Annotated in this window: 19 protein-coding genes; 15 read left to right on the top strand and 4 right to left on the bottom strand. The window is 50.9% G+C overall.

Annotated elements, in window-relative coordinates:
* Positions 1–76: 76 nt before the first annotated feature.
* From JUB14_RS04330 to JUB14_RS04340, 3 genes are all read right to left on the bottom strand, one after another.
* Positions 77–1,222, bottom strand: coding sequence for a serine hydrolase domain-containing protein (locus tag JUB14_RS04330; protein ID WP_207504528.1), 1,146 nt, complete (start codon positions 1,220–1,222; stop codon positions 77–79).
* Positions 1,223–1,254: 32 nt separating this feature from the next.
* Positions 1,255–1,845, bottom strand: a complete 591-nt coding sequence (locus tag JUB14_RS04335; protein ID WP_207504529.1) for a hypothetical protein — start codon at positions 1,843–1,845, stop codon at positions 1,255–1,257.
* 179 nt (positions 1,846–2,024) lie between these two features.
* Positions 2,025–2,879 (bottom strand): LytR/AlgR family response regulator transcription factor, encoded by an 855-nt coding sequence (locus JUB14_RS04340; protein ID WP_207504530.1) that lies wholly within the window; start codon positions 2,877–2,879, stop codon positions 2,025–2,027.
* 231 nt (positions 2,880–3,110) lie between these two features.
* On the opposite strand from JUB14_RS04340, the gene JUB14_RS04345 reads away from it, so the two are divergent.
* Positions 3,111–3,713, top strand: coding sequence for a hypothetical protein (locus tag JUB14_RS04345; protein WP_207504531.1), 603 nt, complete (start codon positions 3,111–3,113; stop codon positions 3,711–3,713).
* Positions 3,714–3,748: 35 nt separating this feature from the next.
* Positions 3,749–4,897, top strand: coding sequence for a serine hydrolase domain-containing protein (locus tag JUB14_RS04350; RefSeq protein WP_207504532.1), 1,149 nt, complete (start codon positions 3,749–3,751; stop codon positions 4,895–4,897).
* Positions 4,898–4,921: 24 nt separating this feature from the next.
* Here the strand turns inward: JUB14_RS04350 and JUB14_RS04355 are convergent, their stop codons facing one another.
* Positions 4,922–5,791 (bottom strand): LytR/AlgR family response regulator transcription factor, encoded by an 870-nt coding sequence (locus tag JUB14_RS04355; protein ID WP_207504533.1) that lies wholly within the window; start codon positions 5,789–5,791, stop codon positions 4,922–4,924.
* 147 nt (positions 5,792–5,938) lie between these two features.
* On the opposite strand from JUB14_RS04355, the gene JUB14_RS04360 reads away from it, so the two are divergent.
* The 13 genes from JUB14_RS04360 (at position 5,939) to JUB14_RS04420 (ending at position 20,148) form a co-directional block, all read left to right on the top strand.
* Complete coding sequence (locus JUB14_RS04360; RefSeq protein WP_207505934.1) at positions 5,939–6,463, top strand: RNA polymerase sigma factor; 525 nt, start codon at positions 5,939–5,941, stop codon at positions 6,461–6,463.
* A 10-nt stretch (positions 6,464–6,473) separates the two neighbouring features.
* On the top strand, positions 6,474–7,295 hold the full coding sequence (locus tag JUB14_RS04365) for a HEAT repeat domain-containing protein (protein ID WP_207504534.1): 822 nt from the start codon (positions 6,474–6,476) through the stop codon (positions 7,293–7,295).
* A 33-nt stretch (positions 7,296–7,328) separates the two neighbouring features.
* Entirely contained in the window at positions 7,329–8,192 is an 864-nt protein-coding gene (locus tag JUB14_RS04370) for a DUF4097 family beta strand repeat-containing protein (protein WP_207504535.1), read from the top strand.
* 42 nt (positions 8,193–8,234) lie between these two features.
* On the top strand, positions 8,235–9,110 hold the full coding sequence (locus tag JUB14_RS04375) for a DUF4097 family beta strand repeat-containing protein (RefSeq protein ID WP_207504536.1): 876 nt from the start codon (positions 8,235–8,237) through the stop codon (positions 9,108–9,110).
* A 244-nt stretch (positions 9,111–9,354) separates the two neighbouring features.
* Complete coding sequence (locus JUB14_RS04380) at positions 9,355–9,582, top strand: hypothetical protein (protein ID WP_207504537.1); 228 nt, start codon at positions 9,355–9,357, stop codon at positions 9,580–9,582.
* On the top strand, positions 9,569–10,138 hold the full coding sequence (locus tag JUB14_RS04385) for a hypothetical protein (protein WP_207504538.1): 570 nt from the start codon (positions 9,569–9,571) through the stop codon (positions 10,136–10,138). Before JUB14_RS04380 ends, JUB14_RS04385 begins: the two co-directional genes overlap by 14 nt.
* A gap of 205 nt (positions 10,139–10,343) precedes the next feature.
* Positions 10,344–10,772 carry an NAD(+)--rifampin ADP-ribosyltransferase gene (gene arr / locus JUB14_RS04390; protein ID WP_374757804.1) on the top strand — a complete coding sequence of 143 codons (429 nt, stop codon included), beginning with the start codon at positions 10,344–10,346 and terminating at the stop codon, positions 10,770–10,772.
* A 332-nt stretch (positions 10,773–11,104) separates the two neighbouring features.
* Positions 11,105–11,464: a BlaI/MecI/CopY family transcriptional regulator gene (locus tag JUB14_RS04395; RefSeq protein WP_207504540.1), complete on the top strand. Its 360-nt coding sequence runs from the start codon at positions 11,105–11,107 to the stop codon at positions 11,462–11,464.
* Positions 11,461–13,200, top strand: coding sequence for a M56 family metallopeptidase (locus tag JUB14_RS04400; RefSeq protein WP_207504541.1), 1,740 nt, complete (start codon positions 11,461–11,463; stop codon positions 13,198–13,200). The genes JUB14_RS04395 and JUB14_RS04400 overlap by 4 nt, the downstream gene beginning before the upstream one ends.
* A gap of 190 nt (positions 13,201–13,390) precedes the next feature.
* Positions 13,391–14,497 (top strand): M23 family metallopeptidase, encoded by a 1,107-nt coding sequence (locus tag JUB14_RS04405; protein WP_207504542.1) that lies wholly within the window; start codon positions 13,391–13,393, stop codon positions 14,495–14,497.
* Between the two features lie 173 nt (positions 14,498–14,670).
* Positions 14,671–14,895, top strand: a complete 225-nt coding sequence (locus tag JUB14_RS04410; RefSeq protein ID WP_207504543.1) for a hypothetical protein — start codon at positions 14,671–14,673, stop codon at positions 14,893–14,895.
* A gap of 135 nt (positions 14,896–15,030) precedes the next feature.
* Positions 15,031–17,499, top strand: coding sequence for a TonB-dependent receptor (locus JUB14_RS04415; RefSeq protein WP_207504544.1), 2,469 nt, complete (start codon positions 15,031–15,033; stop codon positions 17,497–17,499).
* A 219-nt stretch (positions 17,500–17,718) separates the two neighbouring features.
* Positions 17,719–20,148 carry an ABC transporter permease gene (locus JUB14_RS04420; RefSeq protein WP_207504545.1) on the top strand — a complete coding sequence of 810 codons (2,430 nt, stop codon included), beginning with the start codon at positions 17,719–17,721 and terminating at the stop codon, positions 20,146–20,148.
* The last annotated feature ends 12 nt before the right edge of the window (positions 20,149–20,160 follow it).

Consider the following 20,160-nt stretch of genomic DNA (forward strand, 5'->3'; position numbering starts at 1 on the left):
TCACCCCTGGAAGCGAGTCTAAATTAGCTTTCAGGGGTGATTCCCTAGTTACAATTATCTAAGAGGGAAGACTGAACTACCTGTTGACAAGTACCTCTTCCAGAAAATCCTTTCGGGAGCCGCTGCCGTAGTTGGTCAGAATGACGAAGGTGGCCTGCTGGTCCGGGAAGTAGAATACGTTGGCTTCGGCTCCGATCAGGCTACCATTGTGACCGTAGCCGGTACCCAGTACCGTAGACGGCCACTGATCAATGCCCAGTCCATAGATAGATTCCCCCTGACGGACCGGGAAGGGCGTCATCATTTCTTTCAGAGTGGCCGCACTCACCAGCTTTCCTCCGAAGAGGGCTTCGCTGAAGCGGAACAGATCAGTTGCCGTAGAGACCAGACCCCCATACGCTCCATCGCCATCGGCGCGGTCCAGCGCGGTCACATCCATCAATTGATTATTAGCATAGAAGTCGGCGTAGCCCCGGGCTACGTTGTTATCAACTCGTTTATCTATATAGGTACTCTTCAGGCCCAGCGGTTGGTTGATCCGTTCGTCCAGTACGGTCTGTAGCGTTTTCCCTTCGGTTTTTTCGATGATCTGTCCGAGCAGCAGGTAGTTGGTGTTGCTATAACTGTACCGTTCGCCGGGATTAAAGGCGAGGGCTCGGCCATAAACATATCGCTGCAGTATGTCATCGGCGCTCATGGAGGCGCGTTGAGCCGGATTATTCACCATGTTCAATTGGTAGTACGTGTCTTCATTGACTGGGTCAAAAATGCCGCTGGTGTGGCTGAGCAGGTGCCGCAGGGAGATCTGGTCGGACTGTGGTATTTTTCCTTTTACCTTGGGTAGCAGGTCAACTAGTTTGTCATCCAGCCCCAGTTTGCCCTGTTCTTTCAGGAGCATAATCAGAGTGGCAACGAATGTCTTGGATATACTCCCGGCCCGGAAGGGGGTGGTGGTCTTCACAGGAGTCTGGTGTTCCAGATTAGAGAAGCCCGCTGCACCAGCCCATACGGACTCATTGGATTTCTTTAGGAGTAGCACCGCACCGGGTAAGCGGTTGAACTGCACATAGTCATCCAGGTATTGCTGATACCGGACGTGGTTGGGGTGATTGGTGTAGGTATCGGTAGGAGTGAGGTTAGGCTGCGGGATAAGGTCCTGTTCGCAGGCGCTAAGGCTGATACACACGGCGGCCATGGCCGTCCAAAAATACGTTGTTTTCATGGCTATTGTATTGATACTTGAGTAGGTACTATTTACTTATTAAAATTCAATCGGGCGCCCAGGTGTAGTGCCTGGTGGGGTAGAACAGCGTAGCTGAACGGCATTTCACCGAATACTTCATAGTGGGTGAAGATAGCAGTGTTGTTACGGAAGCGGTAACCAGCACCGAGGCCCAGCGAAGGCATGAACTTAATCTGGTGGGAAGAGGCTTTCTGGTACCCGCCCGTTTCGTTGCGGACGTAGGAGGGAGCCATGGGCTGGAGTAGCATCGCTCCACCCCCAATGGTGGCGTCAGCATAGAGCCCGCCAAAGTACTTACGGTAGCCTAGCTCGGAGTTTAAGAATAGGCCATTTTGTACGCGGGGGTGGTGGTAGTACCCGAGGCTCACCGCCTGAAAAACCTGCGAGCCGGGCCGGTTGCGGTAGTAGAGCTCCGTCCCGATTTTGATACCTACTCCTCCCTTCTGCATTTTGGAGATCGTCGGCAGGCTGATGGACTCAGAAAAGACCGTAACGGTCAGTGGCAGGCCTGATCGGTTGTGCCGTGGGTGGAGGTCCTGTGCTCGTACGAGCGGCGTACTAAGGCATCCGGCCAGAAGTACGCATTTGAAAAGTAGTTTCATAAAACCTTGTTTTTAAGTGAACTGATGGGGCAAAGGTAGCATCAGCAACAAGGCGTGTGGGGTTGGCGAACCCCTACCGGTCAGCCCTGACCGGTGAGCGGCGGGTTAGCGGGAGTGAGTGGTAAGGGGATACTAGGCCCAAAGGAGAGGTATTGGCAATAGTGGCCGGTGGGACACCATCAGGAGGCACCCAGCCACTGGCGGAACTCGGGAACCCGCCTACGACTGACGGCTATCTCTTCGGCAGGGCGGGGATGCAGGTGCAACAGGAGCCGGCCGGAGCCGTCGTTCTCGACCTTCCGGATGGCGACACGGCTGGCGATAAACTGCCGGTTGGTGCGGAAGAAGTCACTGGAAGGAAGTCGCTCGCTGAGCTGCTCGAGGGTGGCATCCACGGTGAACGACTGGTTGTCCACGGTCTTGACGATACTGGTTTCGTTAGATACAAATATATAGGCGACCTGCTCGGTTGCCAGCGGTACAAAGCCCTTCCCCTGATTGACGAGCAACGTTTTCATCTCGGTGCCTCGGCTTTCTGGAGTAGGGGGAGCGGGGCTGGCTTCCATCTCAGCGATCCGAAGCTGCAGCTCCGACACGACCTGTCGGTGGTGGGCCAGCATCCAGTACATGGTATAACCCATGTGCAGTAGCGTTGTAAAAAGCAGCCCGATAGGGACATCATTCGCAATAAGTATACTAAGGGTAGCCTGAGGAGGGCGCTCGATCACAATATCATTATAAATAAAGCTAAACAACGCGATGACCAGAGCGGTACCAATCAAAGCAATACTGCCCTGGATAAACAGACGCTGTAACGTTTGGGTAGCCCAGGAGTACCGCTGATCAAGGTACCGGATGAGGAAGCGGTTGCCCTCCCAGAGGAGCCCGGTCACTCCTGTTATGACCAGTATGTCCTGATAAAACTGAGGATTTTTTAGCAGGTCGCCAACGGGTGAGATATCTCCGATAAGTCGGAAGAAAAAGGCCCATACAGGGATACCTATCAGGCGGGGCCACTTGTCGGGGTAGTGCATGGCAGGAGACAAAAGGTAGCTTCGGAGGGAATAAGCCCGAACCAGGACAAAGATACATGAAATGGAGCCTAAATCCGCCTCAGTGCCCCGTAGAGCCATTTTTTTATTCCCGTTACTTCACCCGCTAATTCAGGAACTTCGGGTCCGGATTCGGTTCTTTCGCCCCTTCTTGGCCAGCGCGGTACTTTTTTTAGGGCCAACTTTGCATCGTTAATCACAAAAACAACAGCCATGAAAAAAGTAAAGTATTTCACCTGGGCCATCGCTTTGCTGGCCCTGATTTCTGCCGCCAGAGCGCAGGATGCTCCTTTGTCCCGCCGCGCACCGGGACTACCCATTAACGTTTCGGTGTTCTCTGAGTCCATCAGTCTGCCCGACTTCAAGGGCTTCTTCCGGAATCCTAATCTGGGGGTACGGGTAGGTACCGAGCTCTACTACCGCAACCGCCCCAACACTCAGGTTTTTCAAACGGTCAACGTAGGCTTCTATCAGCAGAAGGGGCTGCATAATGCCTGGTTTGTCAGTAGTGAGCTGGGCTACCGCAAATTTTTTGGCAACTTCTACGCCGATGCCACTATTGGAGGCGGCTACCTGCACCTGCGTTCGATCCGCACTACTTACGAGCCCACCGGTTCGGGGGATTATGTCAAAGTTTCGCCCGTTCGTAACAAATTTATGCCTACGCTGGGCCTGGGTGCTGGCTATCGCTTCCGCAACCACACCGCCATCTTCGCCCGCTATGAGGTATTTGGTATCATGCCTATCCAGCAGGATGTACCCGTGCTGCCGCACAAAGCCCTGCACGTAGGAGCTCGTTTGAATATTAACCGCTAGTACCCCAATTACAATCAGAATAATTAACAATAGCCATGAAAAAGATAAACTATCAACTGGTGCTGGCCACGCTATGCCTTGGTCTCACCGCCTGTCAACCTGAATTAGCTGTACCCCAAACCTCCGCTCCGGCCCAGGTTGATTACAGTAAGCACCCCCGTCACCAGTTCTTCCAGAGCGAGCTCGATACTTATCGCAAAGTACACAATGCTCCCGGTGCCCTCATGCTCGTCAAATCCGAAGCCAATGGCTTGTGGGTAGGAGCCTCGGGTAAGTCCAACCTCGAGCATGGTACCGATATGCAGGGCACGGAGCGTATCCGTGTGGGCAGTATCACCAAACCCATGACGGCTACCATCATCCTGAAACTAAAAGAGCAGGGCAAGCTTAAGCTAGATGATAAACTGGGGGACTGGCTGCCCCAGACCCAGGGCAATATCCCGAAGGCCGACCAGATCACGCTGCGCCAGCTGCTTAGCCATACCAGTGGCATTCGCAACCTGGGCGATGATAATATTTCTTTCAAGCTGGCACTCGTCAACCGACCGGCCGACGTTGACATGACCCGCCCCGATGAAATCCTGAAGCGGTACGTGTACGGAAAACCGCTGGCCTATGACCCGGGGACCCACTTCCTTTACAGCAATACCGGTTTTATGCTACTGGGCATGATTGCTGAGAAAGCTACGCAAAAGCCTTTAAAGGCGCTGTATCAGGAGTTTATCTTTACTCCTGCCGGCATGAGCGACTCCTACATTGAGAAACGTGATGACCCGCGGGTAGCCCGCTCGTACCTGGACCTCTATGGGGACGGCAAACTGATAGACGTGGGTGACTGGGAGAAAAGCTACGATGACGGTGGGGCTGCCGGTGGAGTAATCACGACCGTTACCGATTTGCTGAAGTTCTCAGAGGCCTTACACGGAGGAAAGCTCCTGAATGAGCAGTCGATCAGTGAGATGAAAGGCTCGGTGAAGCTACCTTCCTGCCCCAACGGCGACTGTGAGTACGGATTGGCCCTTTCGACCTGGAACCTGGAGATAGGTACCGGCTATGGTCACGACGGGGGAGTCGTCGGCATAGATGCCCTCTGGCTCTACTTCCCTGAACGTAAGTCCACCATTATTCTCTTTATCAACCGTAGTATCCCTACCGATAAGCGGATCATAGAGCGGGTACTATAATAGGCAATCCCCGGAAGTGGCCAACTACCGCTCTATCCAGGCCTTAAACTCGGCGGCTTTCTTCTTGCTGACTGTGACCTCCTCGGTATAGGGGGGGAGCAGTTGCAGGACGAAGCCGCCCTGTTCTTTTTGCTGCACCTGCTTAATAGCCTCTATATTGGCGATCATCTGCCGGTTGATCCGGTAAAATTCTACATCGGAAAGCATCTGAGTCAACTGGTCCAGCGTGTGCTCTACCAGGTACTCCTGATTATCGAAAGCTTTCACAAAGCTGTAATCATTCACCTTATAGATGTAAGCGATCTCTTCCGTGGATAGAGGTACCATAGCGCTCCCCTTACTTACTACCAGGTTTTTCTTCCCTACCCGTTCCGGCTCCGGAAACACGATCGGCCGCACCTGGGCATCGGCCAACTGCATCCGCAGCTCACGAAGCTGCGCTTCGTAGGTGTTAATCTGGGTTTTGTAGGTCCTGACAATGTTGATGATGGCGTAGATCAGGTTGATAAACGTGATAAACACCAGGCCCATGGGGACATCTATCACAAAGAGATAGTGAATGTTATAGGACGGCCCACGCTGCATAATGACATTGTTATACAGCATGATAGTACTGATCAGGATCAGGGTAGTCAATCCTAAATTAACAACCGCCTGCAACGTAAAGCGCTGAAATGTGTCATTAAGCCAGGAGTACCGCTCGTCGAAGTAGCGGATCCAGTAGCGGTTGACCTCCCACGTAATGCCCGTGATAACCAGCCCTGCCAGTATATCATAGTAGTAATCAGACTTTTGTAACAGATTATACAGGGGAGTCGGATCTCCGATATGACGGGTCAGTATAGCCAGAAACGGAATGCCCAGTAAGCGCAGCCATTTGTCGGGGTAGTTCATCGGCGAAAGAGGTGTAACCTAATGCATTGAAAAATATATGCAAAAAAAACTAAATTTCTCTGTAACCTCCTCCGACTTACCCGGTTTTCACGTCAAATTCCTAAACCACCAACCAAACGATTGAATTCACTAGCTGACAATGCCCTGATGCTAAAGGTCAAGGCGGGCGACCTGGACAAGATGGGACTGCTCTTTGAGCGGTACCACCGTGAGTTGTTCGGCTACCTGTACCACATGAGCGGCCGCCCTGATGTGAGTGAAGACATCGTACAGACGGTGTTTTACCGGATGCTGAAGTACCGCCATACCTTCACCGGTGAAGGGTCGTTTCGCTCCTGGATGTACCACCTGGCGCGCAACGTACTGGTCGATACGGCGCAGAAGAACAAGCGGATGGCGTACCACCATGATATGGTCGAATACGACGAAAAAATTGGGGGTGACCTGGCGGCTGACGAGCCGCTGCAAAAGGAACAGGAACTGGCCGTACTGCAGGAAGCCCTGTCAGGTCTGAGTCCGGAGCACCGCGAAGTACTGGTACTTAGCCGCTTTCAGGAGCTGAAGTACGAAGAGATAGCCCGTATCCTGGACACTACTGAAGGCGCCATAAAGGTACGGGTGCACCGGGCTATGAATGAGTTAAAAAAGATTTACCTACGAATTGAACAGTAAGAGATACAGCATGAACTGCGATAATGTAAAGGAACAACTGCCTGAATGGCTGAACGAACAGCTCCCGGCTGCTGAAAAGGCCGTGCTGGACGATCACCTGGCCCAGTGCCCTGACTGTCAGCAGGAACTAAGCGCGACGCGGCAACTGTGGCAGCAGATGGGGAAGATCCGGGTACCGGAGCCTCGCCCCGAGCTGCGGATGCAGTTTTATGCCATGCTGGATGAGTTTAAAGAGGAAGAGAAGGTGCAGCAGCGTAGTACCTGGGCGGTATGGGTACAGCAACTGAAACAGTGGTGGGAGCCACAGCAGGCCCTACGCCTGGCGTACAGCCTGCTGCTGCTGGGGGTAGGCGCAATAGCGGGCTACTGGCTGCAGTACCGGCAAACACCCACCATGGCCTACAAACAGCAGATTGACACGCTTTCGACGCAGGTGGAGGAAATGCGCCAGATGATGATGCTCTCACTCCTTGAAAACCCTTCGGCTACCGAACGGCTGCGGGCGGTCAGCTACACCAAAGAAATTACCGACGTGGACGGCCGCGTGATTGATGCCCTGCTCACGACCCTTAACAATGACCCGAACGTAAACGTACGCCTGGTGACGCTGGAGGCCCTGGCCGAGCTGGCCAACGACGCCCGCGTACGCGAAGGACTGGTCCACTCACTCACGAAGCAGGAGTCGCCCCTGGTACAGGTGGCTCTGGCGGATGTGATGGTACAATTGCAGGAGAAGAAATCCATAAAGCCCATGCGGCAACTGCTGCGGCGGGAGGATACCAACGACCTGGTCAAAAGTAAACTGGAGCAGACCATTCGGGATCTTTCCTGATTCGTATAACTATTCTCTAAACCCAGACATTTTATGAAAAAGCTAATATTCCCCCTGCTGTGGGGGCTGGTACTTTGCTGTGCCCAATCCAAAGCGCAAAAGCAGGAGTTCAAAGAGAAAATCAACCGGGAGTTTACCCTGACGGGCAGCGCCGGAGCCAGTACCCTGGCCATTTATAACATCAACGGCTTTATCCGGGTAGAGGGTACTTCGGGCAATCAAGTGACCATTGAGGTGGACAAGGAGCTGACGGCAAAGAGCCAGCAGGAGCTGGAAGAAGGGAAGCAGGAGTTTAAACTGGCTTTTGAACAGGTAGGCGATACCATTTTTGCCTACATTGCCGAACCCTTTGATACCCGACCTAATCGGGAGAGGCGCAACTGGGACCGTGGCAAACTCGACTACGACTTTACGCTGAACTATACGGTAAAAGTACCCCGACAAATGAATCTGAAAGTATCGACCATTAACCGGGGTGACGTAGTGGTGAAAGATGTGGCGGGAGCCCTGCGGGTACGTAATATCAACGGGGGCATTGAGCTGACAAATCCGGTAGGGGTAACCGACGCGCATACCATTAACGGCAATCTGGAAGCTACCTACGCCACCGCACCCGCCGACGCATCGACGTACTACACGCTCAACGGCGACATCAAGGTGAGCTATCCGGCCAATCTTTCGGCGGACCTGCAGTTCAAAACGTTTCAGGGCGAATTTTACACCGACTACCCTCAGACCGAAGTACTACCCACTAGGGTAGTCAAAAACCAGGAGCAGCGGGGCGATAAAACCGTGTACAAGCTGGACCGGAATACTTCCGTCCGTATCGGGAACGGTGGCCGGAGCCTGCGCTTCGAAACCTTCAACGGCAACGTGTACATCAAGAAAAAATCCTAAGTACTTCTTTTCTAAAAACTACGACTTTTAAACAAACCAATCATGAAAAATATAGTAAACCTGCTCATCCTGTTACTCCTGTCGGGCGCTACACCCCTTATAGCCCAGACTGACGCCAAAGAACAACTCACCGTACCCCTCAGTGACCCCAGCAAACCAGGTAACCTGGAAGTAGGGCTGATCAATGGTTCTATTCAAATAGTGGGATATAATGGCAAAGAGGTACTTATTGAGGCGGTAGCCGGTTCGGAGGAAGGAAGCATGAAAATAAAGGAAAAGATCAAGACCAAAGGAAACGGTACCTCATCCGACGATTCGCCGGTCAGTTCGGCGGGTATGCGGCGCATTACACCTACTAACGGTTTTGAGCTGACCGCCGAAGAAAAGGGAAACCGCGTGAAGGTGGAATCCAATAGTTTTACGCGAACCGTGAATCTGACGATCAAAGTACCTCAGAAGTTCTCGCTGAAGGTAAGTACCGTGAACAATGGGACCATCAGCGTCGAGAACGTAAATGGAGAGCTGGAAATGGATAACGTCAACGGTCCCATAGAGCTGACGAATGTAGGCGGTTCGGCGGTGGCTAATACCATCAACGGAGCTATTAAGGCTACTTTTACCAATGTCAACGCCTCGGCTCCCATGGCCTTCTCGACCCTGAACGGCCGCATTGACGTTACATTCCCGGCCTCGGCTAAGGCCAACTTCAAGCTGAAGTCAGACCGGGGCGATATATTCAGCGACTTTGACATGGACATAGACCGAAGCCAGCCCCAGGCCACCCGCTCCAGCCAGTCGGGCATGTACCGCGTAGCCGTCGAAAACTGGGTCAACGGCAAGATCAACGGCGGCGGCCCGGAAATCATGATGAAAAGCATGCAGGGAAATATTTATGTAAGGAAGGCGGGGGCTAAATAAGTGGGGTTGGCGGGTGAAAGTACTTGCCTTCTTTGCTTGCGGAGGTATGTATCTTGAGCCTTGTTAAGTGGCAAGTTATTTGGATAGTAAAAATTAAGGCCTGTTTAAACTAATATAGTCTTTATTATACTTGATTTTATCTAGTTTCAACCTTATATTTTTTAAAAGTAAAATACACGAAACTTTCATATATTAGAAGTAAGTATAAAGCCTATAATGATAATTCCAACCTATACAACCAGGGATGAATAGCAAAAATATATTTAATAATGACTTTTTAGTTGCCCTCTCAAATTGGCAAAGAGGTTGGGCTGAGGATCAAGAAAGAAGAAGGCTAATTGCCGATGAACTAGTAAAACATTGTGAAAATTTGCCCGAAAAGTTTAAGACTGTTGATGGTCCATGCTATAGAAAGAGATTTATACTTGAAGGAGAAGTTACACCAATTTTAATAGGTAATGATTTTTTTTGAAGGCATTGCCAGTTGGACAAAGGAGATGGAGTATGCTAAAAAATTCAAAGGCATAGTTAGATCAAGTACAAAATTTGTGATGTTATTTAAGCATGTGCCAACGCCAAATGAAGTAGTTGTCAACATTATTTCGCTATGGCAAGACACGAAATTTGTAGAAGCAGTTCAGAAATTTAAAGAAGATGATCCTGAAGCATCAAAAGCTTTATTCAACTTTAAAGATTTCCAGTCGGAAATAATTCTCAGATCAACATTGAAAGGAACTGAAATTGAAGACATAGTTGGGGTATCAAGTTCTTTTGAAGCTTTGTGTGACATGGCTGGTATCCCAGAGGAAAAAAGACAGGAGCTATCAATTAAATATGCGAGAGATCCTAATGGGATACCTATTGAATTACCAATCTTTGCCGGTCAAAGACCTACAACAGTAGCAATAACGAAGGCTTTAAATAAGTTTAAGGATTTGCTTGAGGCGGCAAAAGAAACAAACGTCTTTGTTGACTGGAGTAAATCAGCAAAACCACATGAAGAAGATTTAAAACATAAACCTAAATGAAGGCCTTTAGCAACATGCATTGCCAAAAGCGGGGCTGGCACAATACTATTGGTCTGAAGGTAATAATTGAAAATTTCTAATTCTATTAAGCAGTAGTGCAAAGCACCTCGCTTTGGACTATATCAGCTATCATTTTAAAGAGCAACCCAACCTACACGCAAAGACATTCACAAGTACTATAAAGAAAATGGAAACAGATCCAGGTATGGACCAGTCGGCAGTCACTGCTGACGACCTGAGCGCACAGAAGTACTACCACGGTACGAAGGCCGATCTGAAACCGGGGGCGCTGATCGAACCCGGGTTTAATTCAAACTACGGTCAGAGAAAGAAGGCGTCCTACGTATACCTCACGGCCACCCTGGATGCGGCTACCTGGGGAGCCGAACTGGCCCAGGGCGAAGGCCGCGGCCGGATTTATATAGTAGAGCCGACCGGCCCAATTGAAAATGACCCCAACCTGACGGATAAGAAGTACCCCGGTAACCCCACAAAGTCCTACCGCTCCCGTAGTCCGCTTCGGGTTACGGGGGAGATTACGGATTGGCAGGGACACGCTCCCGAACAACTAAACGCGATGAAGGAGCACCTCGAGCGACTCAAGGAACAGGGTATTGAGGCCATTGAGGACTGAGTATAAAAGTGAAACCGGACCCAATAAGTCAATTATTCAGAACAACGAACCACTATTAACGTATGGTAGCTACCGGCGGGTACCTCTTCCCGCTATTTGCTGCTAAACAGGCCACAGCACGCTCTTTGCCGTGCTTTTAGTACATATCTGTTATCCACTTCTATCTTCTAAAGGCAAAGGCAGGATTAGGCCCGGAAGAAAAATTTTATTACTAAAATAAAAAAAACTAATAGAATAGTATTGCTACTAATATATTAGTAGTATATTTGCCTACTAATCCATTAGTAGCAATCTTAATCATTTAGTAGTATAAGATTTAACCTGCCAACACAATGAAACTAGCCAAACGAGAAGAACAGATCATGCACGCCTTCTGGGATTTAGGAAAAGCGTTTATACGGGACATCATCCCTCTGCTCCCTGATCCCAAACCTCATTACAATACTGCAGCTACCATGGTAAAGATCCTGGAAGAGAAGGGGTACCTGGCTCACGAAACCCTGGGGAACATGAACTACTACTATCCGATCATTTCCCGGGAAGAGTACCAGAAGCACGCCATGAAAGATATTGTAAGTCAGTACTTTGACAATTCGTATCCGCGAATGCTTGCCTTTTTTGCCAAAGAGCAAAATCTGACCGAAGAGGAGTTAAAAGAAGTGTTAGAAATCATTCAATCGAAGAAGCAATGATACCTTATATGCTGCATGTAGCCATTATCCTGAGCGGCTGCTTCGTCTTCTATAAAGTACTGCTGCAGAAAGAAACCTTCTTTCTGCTGAATCGCTACGTACTGGTAGGTTGCCTGCTTCTTGCTTTTCTTCTGCCGTTTGCGCCTGTTCCTCAACAGTGGGCTCTCCGGATGGAGGCGACTGTACCAGCCAGCGAGGTGTTGAATAAGGTACCTCTCCCGGATACGCAGCCGGTTGAGCAGGTACAGCAGGAAACGCAGGCCGTGTCTGCTCCGGCACCAGCGCAAACCATCAGCTACGGACAGGTCGTTTCCCTGCTCGGGTGGCTTTACTGGATCGGAGTGGCGGCATTCGGTCTCAATTTCCTGATTCAGCTCGCTATTTTGCTCTTCCGTGCTTACGCTAATCCGGTCGTAAGAGACGGTCGATATCGTATTGTAGAGCTCAGCGGCAACCAGGCTCCCTGTTCATTTGGCAATACCATATTCATCAATCCTGACCAATATGATTGGGAAACCTACGACCAGATTATCCGGCACGAAAAAGTCCATGTTCGGCAGGGACATACGCTGGATCTCCTGCTCGCTGAGGTGATGCTGGTATTTCAGTGGTTCAACCCTTTTGCCTGGCTTTACCGTAAAGAATTGGAAAACAACCTGGAATTTTTGACCGACGACCAGGTACTTCAGCTGGCTGACTGCGAAAAGACCAGCTATCAAATGAGTCTTCTAAAGGTATCAGCTCCTCATTTCCCGCTAAACCTTACCACCAATTATAATCAATCACTTTTAAAAAGAAGAATAGCCATGATGAACGCAAAAAAATCAAATATGAACTCAACCTGGAAGTACCTCTTCCTGATTCCTGTCCTGGTGCTATCGGTGTGCCTGCTCAACGAACCCATCGCTAAGGGAGAGTCAATTACGGTGAATTTTAAACCGGACAACAAGCTGGCAGAGGAAAAAACGGAAGGTACCTGGCTGGTTACCCTGGAAGGAGATCCGGTGACTGTGCAGTTCTTTGACCACTACGGCGATCGGAGTAGCCAATTTCAGCTGAGTGAGTTTGAAGGTTTCTCAGTAAGTCCTTCCAGTACTTTTTCATTGACACGCGAAGCTGGTACCTTACACTTTACGGGAAGCTTTAAAGGAGACAAAGGATCAGGGCATTATGAGTTCGTGGGTAACAAAAGTTTCCGTGACTTAATGAGCAAGGAAGGTATCGGGATCAAAGAAGATGAAGAGCTGATGACGTTCTTTTTGCTGGATATTTCGAACGCCTATGTGCAAATGCTGAAAAGTCACGGCTACACAAAGCTGATGAAGCAGGATCTTACTTCACTGGCCACTTTTGGAGTGGGTAAAACCGGGAATCAGGATAAACTGGATGTGCCGGAGCCAGAGCCGGAAGATACTGATCCACTGGGTGTAATGATTAACTCTAAAATGGTAGGGATTACAGATGAATTTATCAAGGGATTTGAGGATAAGGGGTATAAGAATATACCGCCGGGCACCATGATCAATTTTAAATCAGTAGGTGTGACACCTGAGTATATCGAGAGCTTTGAGAAAGCAGGCTTCAAAGACATACCCTACGGTACCATTATCAATTTTAAGTCAGTAGGGGTAACTCCGGAATACATGAAGAGCTTTGAAGAGGCAGGATTTAAGAATGTACCCTACGGTACTTTTGTGAATCTGAAATCAACCGGTGTAACGTCGCCGAAGGGCTAGTAGATTAGTCTGGAAAGCAAAAAGAAAGCGGTAAATTAAGATCAGACCGGCGTTATCCGGACTATCTAATAGGCTTGATTTTAAGAATCGACACACATCATTGAAAATGTCCACTTTAAGCCATCCTATAACATTTTTAATGCCTTTTGTCATATCTGAACTAAGTCTCTGTAATAACCCTATAGTTTCAATGTCTAATTTTTTACTCATGAGGTTGAAGTATAGCATCATGCTACTTCTTTGTTTGGCGGTAGTGGCTTGCGGGCCTGCGAAACAGGACCCGATCAGCCCCGGAAAGATCACTTTGCGAGTAAATCCTGGAAAGGTCTGCCTTCCTGACCGGCATCCGCAATATCTCAATTTCGATCTTCTGATCACGAACCAGGCCTCTCGTGAGATCAAGGTCAGGAAAGTGAGCGCTGCCGTCCTGGAGGGAGCCGAGGTGATCGAGCAGCGTCAGGTCGCCGCGCAGGAAATGCTCGGCCCGGGCACGACCATTTCCGCCTCTTCAGAGGGCATGCTGTACAATCCGCTCGTGTTCAACTCCCTGAAACCAGGAGTACTCATCCGCTATAAGGTCGAGTTCGAGGGTGAGGGAGTGCCGCCAGTCTCCGTCACGTTCGCTCCGAAGCCCTGCTTCAACAAGACGCGCCTTGTGCTTCCGCTTGCCGGCCGAGTAGCCGTCGGGGATGGCTTCGACCTCTATTCTCATCATCGGCGCCGTGAATATCAGGATCCTGCCTGGAAGGAGCTCGGGGTATTCGACCATCCTGATCGGTTCGGGCTCGATCTGAAGCTGGTCGATGCTGAAGGACGAGAGTTCAAGGGGACCGGTAAGAGGAACGAGGATTTCTTTGCATGGGGCCAGCCGCTGAGGGTGCCGGCGGATGGAACCGTGGTGTCTGTTTACAACGCGCAGCCAGACAACACAGTCATCGGAACAGAAAACCTTTGGACTCCGGGAGATGTTGAAACCGAGCCAATGCAAGGGTTCGGAAATCATGTCCTGATTGACCACGGCGGCGGTGAATTTAGCCTACTCGCCCATGCGCGTGCCGGTAGCGTCATCGTCCGCAAGGGCGATCGGGTCCGGGCGGGGCATATTGTCGCACAAGTAGGAAATTCCGGATCGTCGCTTGGGCCCCACCTTCACTACGAGTTGCGGACTGGCTGGGGCCTCAAAGGGATCACGGGCATGCCCGCATATTTTCACGACGTGACGGTGGTGGGCACTGATGAAACGGGCAACGGCAAGGGCGTGGCGCTGGATAGCGGGGATATCGTGATCGCTCACTGATATTCCATCGCTGAACTTTCGCGACAGCGCTGAACCCGGGGTTCTCTTAGTTATGGACCGCAACCGCGGACGGTAAAGAATTACTCTTAGGATTTTATAATCTTAAAGGCCTCCACTTTTAAAAAGAAGAATAGCCAGTACCAAAACCGATGGATGAAGATCCTTTAAGCGTTATGATCAATTCTAAATCAGTAGGTGTGACGGATGACTATATCAAGAGCTTTGATGCTATGGGGTATAAAAACATCCCGCAGGGTACCATTATCAATTTTAAATCAGTAGGGGTTACTCCTGAATATATGAAGAGCTTTGAAGAAGCAGGTTATAAAGATGTGTCGTACGGCACCTTTGTAAATCTGAAATCGATAGGTGTCGTGCCACCAGATAAAGGACGCTGATCCGGCTATTTTTATCCCGAAACTAAAAAGATCTTAAACCAGATTGCAACGGTGGGTATTTTCTGTTGTCCTTAGGGCACAGCAGGTACCCCCCGCTAATCCAACTACCCGTTTTATCTACTACTCGTACTTGCCATGAAAAAAACTTTACTCTTTGGGCTGGGACTACTATGCCTGTGTCTCTCTCTTTCGCTACCCCTAATCGCTCAGAATACCAGTTCTTTGCCTGCCCAGACTGCCGCCACAGGTACAATCCGGGGAGTACTTACGGACTCACTCACCGGAAATCCCGTTGAATACGCTACTGTGGCCCTGCTGCCTAATGGAAAAACGAAGCCCATCGCCGGTACCATCACGGATGCGCAGGGCCGGTACTCGTTTAGCGGCGTGGAGAAAGGTACCTACGAGCTGGCGATCAGTCTGATTGGCTATGCGACCAAAACCATTCGTGGTATAGCCATAACCGAACAGGTACCTAGCGTGGAGGTAGCTACAACAAAGCTAAGGATGGCGGCCACCAATCTGAAAGAAGTTAACGTACAGGCCATGCGGCCCACCATTACGCAGGAAGCCGACCGCATGGTGATAAGTGTTGAAGGAACCGCCATGGCAGCGGGTAACACAGCCTTTACGGTACTGGCCCGCTCGCCGGGGGTATTTGTCGACGCCGAGGGCAATATTCAGCTCAACGGCCGCAGCGGCGTTACTGTCATGATTGACGGGCGGCTTACCTACCTTTCGGCCCGGGACCTGCGGGCGATGCTGGAAGGCATGTCGGCGGAGAATATCAAGAATATCGAAATTATCACCAATCCTTCGGCCAAGTATGATGCCGAAGGTACCTCGGGTATCCTGAATATTAATCTGAAAAAGAATACGATGCGGGGCATCAACGGCAGCGTGTACGCGGGTTATACCAACAACTTCCAGCAGTACGGCTATACCTACGGTGGCAACATCAACCACAAGAGCGGCAAGTGGAACTCCTTCCTGAACCTGGACGCCGCTCGTAGAGTAGGAGGCCGCGAGGCTACCTTTACCCGCATCTTCTACGGCCAGGACCGCACCACCTACTTCGATCAGGTCGCTACCGGCAACTTTACGGCCGAAGGTCCGCCCTCGGTACGTCTCGGCACCGATTATACCCTCAACGACCGGCATAGCATCGGGTTTACGTCCTACTACGTCACCAACCACGCGGTGTCAGACTTCCTGACGGAGACTTACATCGGCTACGCGCCCGCTACGCCGTCACAGTTTATTGACGCCGATAATATCAGCAGCAATACGTTTACCAGTTTTACCGCTAACCTGCACTACACCGGCAAGCTGGATACCCTGGGTACCACGCTCTCAACCGACCTGGACTTCGCCCGCATCAGCAACCAGGGCGAGGCCAACTTCTACAACTACTTTACCGACCTGACGCTCAACCGGCAGACGCGCGACTTCCTGTACACGAGTACCCCCAACGGGTACAATATCTATTCGGCCAAGATAGATTTTACGCGTCCGTTAAAGCCCGGGCACAAGATGGAGGCAGGAGTGAAGACCAGCCGGGTCATTTCGGACAATGACTTCCGGTTTTTCTTCAACAACGAAGGCCTGGTACTGGACCCGCTCCGGACCAACCACTTCAACTACCGCGAAAGCATCTATGCCGCCTACCTCAACTGGAACGGCAAGCTGAACAAGCGCTTTACGATGCAGGCGGGGCTACGGGCCGAGAATACGCGGTCGCTGGGGGAGTCCTATACGACCGGACAGGTGACGGAGCGCAACTACCTCAACTTTTTTCCCAGCTTATTTTTGCAGCAGCACGTCCGGGACGACTACCAGCTCAGCTATAGCTACAGCCGCCGCCTGACGCGCCCCAACTACGGCAACCTCAACCCCTTCCGCTCGTACCGCGACCCGTATACCTACACCGAGGGCAACCCGTACCTGCGGCCGCAGTACACGCAGTCGTTCGGCCTGAACCAGACTTTTAAGAAAATATATAACCTGAACTTCTACTACAACTACAACCGCGATGTCATGGCTGAGATACCCATTCTGGACGTCGCCAACGCCACCACCATCTACACTACGGGCAATGTGAATGACGGACATAACGTCGGCTTTACGGCGGTGGCTCCGCTCAAAATAGCGAAGTGGTGGGACACGCAGAATACGTCGGTACTCTCGTACAACAAGTTCAGTATGGTGTCTGCCGAAGGGCCGCTGGTGAACGACCAGGTGTTCTTTATGCTGCAGTCCAACCATACCATCCAGCTCCCGCTGGAGGTGCGCATGGAGCTGAACCTGCTGTACCGCGGTCCGGCGGCTTCGGGCCTGTACCACATGGCTGCCATGCACCGGGTGGACGTGGCCTTCAAGCGGAGCTTTATGAGGAAAAAGCTGGACCTGACCGTCAACGCCAACGACCTCTTTAAGGGCTTCCGGTACTACTGGACCACCGACATCGGCGGTAACGTCAACGAGTTTGACCAGTACTTCCGCTGGCGCAGCGTGGGTGCTACCCTCCGTTATAACTTTAGTAAGGGACATAAGGTGGATGTGAAGCGCAGGAACAACAGTCTGGAAGAAATGAACCGCACCTAGGAGCCTGTTCGCAGACGTACAAAAACTGTCCGAAATCGGACAGTTTTGTTGAGGTGATCGAGTGTAAGTGGTTGTTTATCAGGTATTATTATTGGCTGGCACAAGGTTGGTACGGTGTGAGGGACGTAGTAGGTAATATAGGCGCGAAAAGAGGGAAATAACTGCCTCCATTTACCTTCCGCCTTTCCTGCTATCTTTCTTTATCCTTCAACAACAGCCATGATACAAAATTACCTCAAAATAGCCTGGCGTAACCTGCGGAAGCACCAGTTCTACTCCTTCCTGAACATCTTTGGGCTCTCGCTTGGGCTGGCGAGTTGCCTGCTCATTACGCTGTACGTTATAGATGAGTTGAGCTACGACCGGTTCTTCGATAAGGCTGACCGGATTTACCGCATAGATGCGGATATAAAGTTTGGTGGACCGGAGATGAAGCTGGCCGTAGCCCCCGATCCCATGGCTTTTACCATCGAGATAGACTACCCGCAGGTAGAGGCTGCTACGAGACTGCGTGAAAATGGAAGCTACCTGGTCAGACGAACCGGACAAACCGGAAACATAAAGGAAGATAAAGTAACGTTTGCGGACTCTACCTTTTTCGATGTATTCTCAGTACCCATGGTAGCCGGTGATCCTAAAAAGGCCCTGACCGAACCGAATACACTGGTGCTTTCGGAGCGGGCGGCCAGGAAGTACTTTGGCACCGAAAGCCCCCTGGGAAAGACACTCTTGCTGGACAATGAACGGACCTACCGGGTAACGGGCGTTATGACCAATATACCGGATAACTCGCATCTGGCCGATCTGAATATGATGCTCTCGATGGCTTCGCGCGCGGAGAGCCGGGAGAACAGCTGGGGAGCTCATAACTTTGCTACCTACCTGGTACTGCGAGAGGGAGTAGAGGGGGCACAATTTGAGAAGAACTTCGAAACTATAATCGAAAAATATACCGGCCCCTGGATGAAAGGCTTTATGGGGTCTTCACTGGATGACTTAAAAAAGGCCGGCAACTACATCCGCTATTCACTTATACCCATCACTGACATTCACCTGCACTCGGATCGGATGGCGGAGTTGAGCGTCAACGGCAATATCCAGTACGTGTACATATTTTCGGTAGTAGCAATATTCCTGCTCCTGATTGCCTGCGTCAATTTTATGAACCTGGCTACGGCCCGCTCGTCCAACCGGGCGCGTGAGGTGGGAGTGCGTAAGGCTCTGGGGTCGGAGCGTTCTTCGCTGGTAGCCCAGTTTCTGACGGAGGCTCTGCTGCTAAGCTTTGTTTCATTAGGCTTGGCGCTGATTATTGCCTCGTTGGCTATGCCGTTGTTTAACCAGCTGGCCAGCAAGCAGCTGGAGGTACCGGCCATGAGCCTGCCTTTCTGGGGTATACTGCTGCTGACCGGGGGCGCGGTAGGACTACTGGCGGGGAGTTACCCGGCTTTCTTCCTTTCGGGCTTTAAGACCATCAAAGTACTAAAAGGTATTGGGACCGTAGAGGGTCGGGGCGGGCAGCTGCGTAATACGCTGGTTGTGTTTCAGTTCATGATTTCAGTGATGCTGATCATCGGTACCATCGTTATCTACCGACAGCTCAACTACATCCAAACCAAGACGCTGGGGTTCAATAAGGATCAGGTACTGCTGATTGACAACGCCTACGCCCTTGGTACCCAGACGGAAGCCTTCAAACAAGAAGTAGGTAACCTGCCGCAGGTAGAGAGTACCACCATTTCGTACTATATGCCTACGCCCTCCTCCCGCAGCGACAACACCTTCTATCCGGAAGGGCAGCAGCAGGACAAAGGTATGAACATGCAGCACTGGCCCGTAGACCATGACTACGTCAAGACCCTGAACCTTGAGATCGTAGCTGGACGGGATTTTAGCCGTGATTTTCCTTCGGATTCACTTGGAATGCTGGTCAATGAGTCCGCGGTCAAGCTGTTGGGCTTTACCGGCAACCCCATCGGAAAGAAAGTAATGACCCTGTATGGACCAAATCCCGAAGACCAGATCGCCTATACCATTATTGGCGTAGTGAAGAACTTCCACTACGAGTCGCTTCGTAAAAACATAGGTCCGGTGAGTATGATACTGGGACGCAGTCCGGGTATAATCGCGCTGAAATTAAAGACGGATGATGTACAAGCCAGTGTTGCCAGCGTTGAGCAGCTCTGGAAAAAGATGGCTCCGGGGCAGCCGTTTGAGTCCCGTTTTATGGATGAGGATTTTGATAAGGAGTATCGCGCCGAGCAGCGTGTGGGCCAAATATTCATCACTTTCGCGCTGCTGTCTATCCTGATTGGCTGTTTGGGCCTGTTTGGCTTAGCCGCCTTCACCGCCGAGCGCCGCACCAAGGAGATTGGCGTGCGCAAGGTACTTGGTGCCTCAGTAGGCGACATCGTCACCATGCTCTCGCGTGACTTCCTGAAGCTGGTGCTCATAGCCATCGTTATCGCTTCTCCCATAGCCTGGTACGCCATGAATCGCTGGCTCAGTGACTTTGCCTTTAAGGAGGATATCCAGTGGTGGGTATTCGTAGCGGCCGGTTTACTGGCCGCAGGTATAGCCCTGCTAACGGTGAGCTTCCAGAGTATCAAAGCCGCCCTGATGAATCCGGTGAAGTCGTTAAAATCCGAATAAAGCTGAAAGGCA

The organism is Telluribacter humicola (assembly GCF_017355935.1).
Lineage (GTDB): Bacteria > Bacteroidota > Bacteroidia > Cytophagales > Spirosomataceae > Telluribacter > Telluribacter humicola.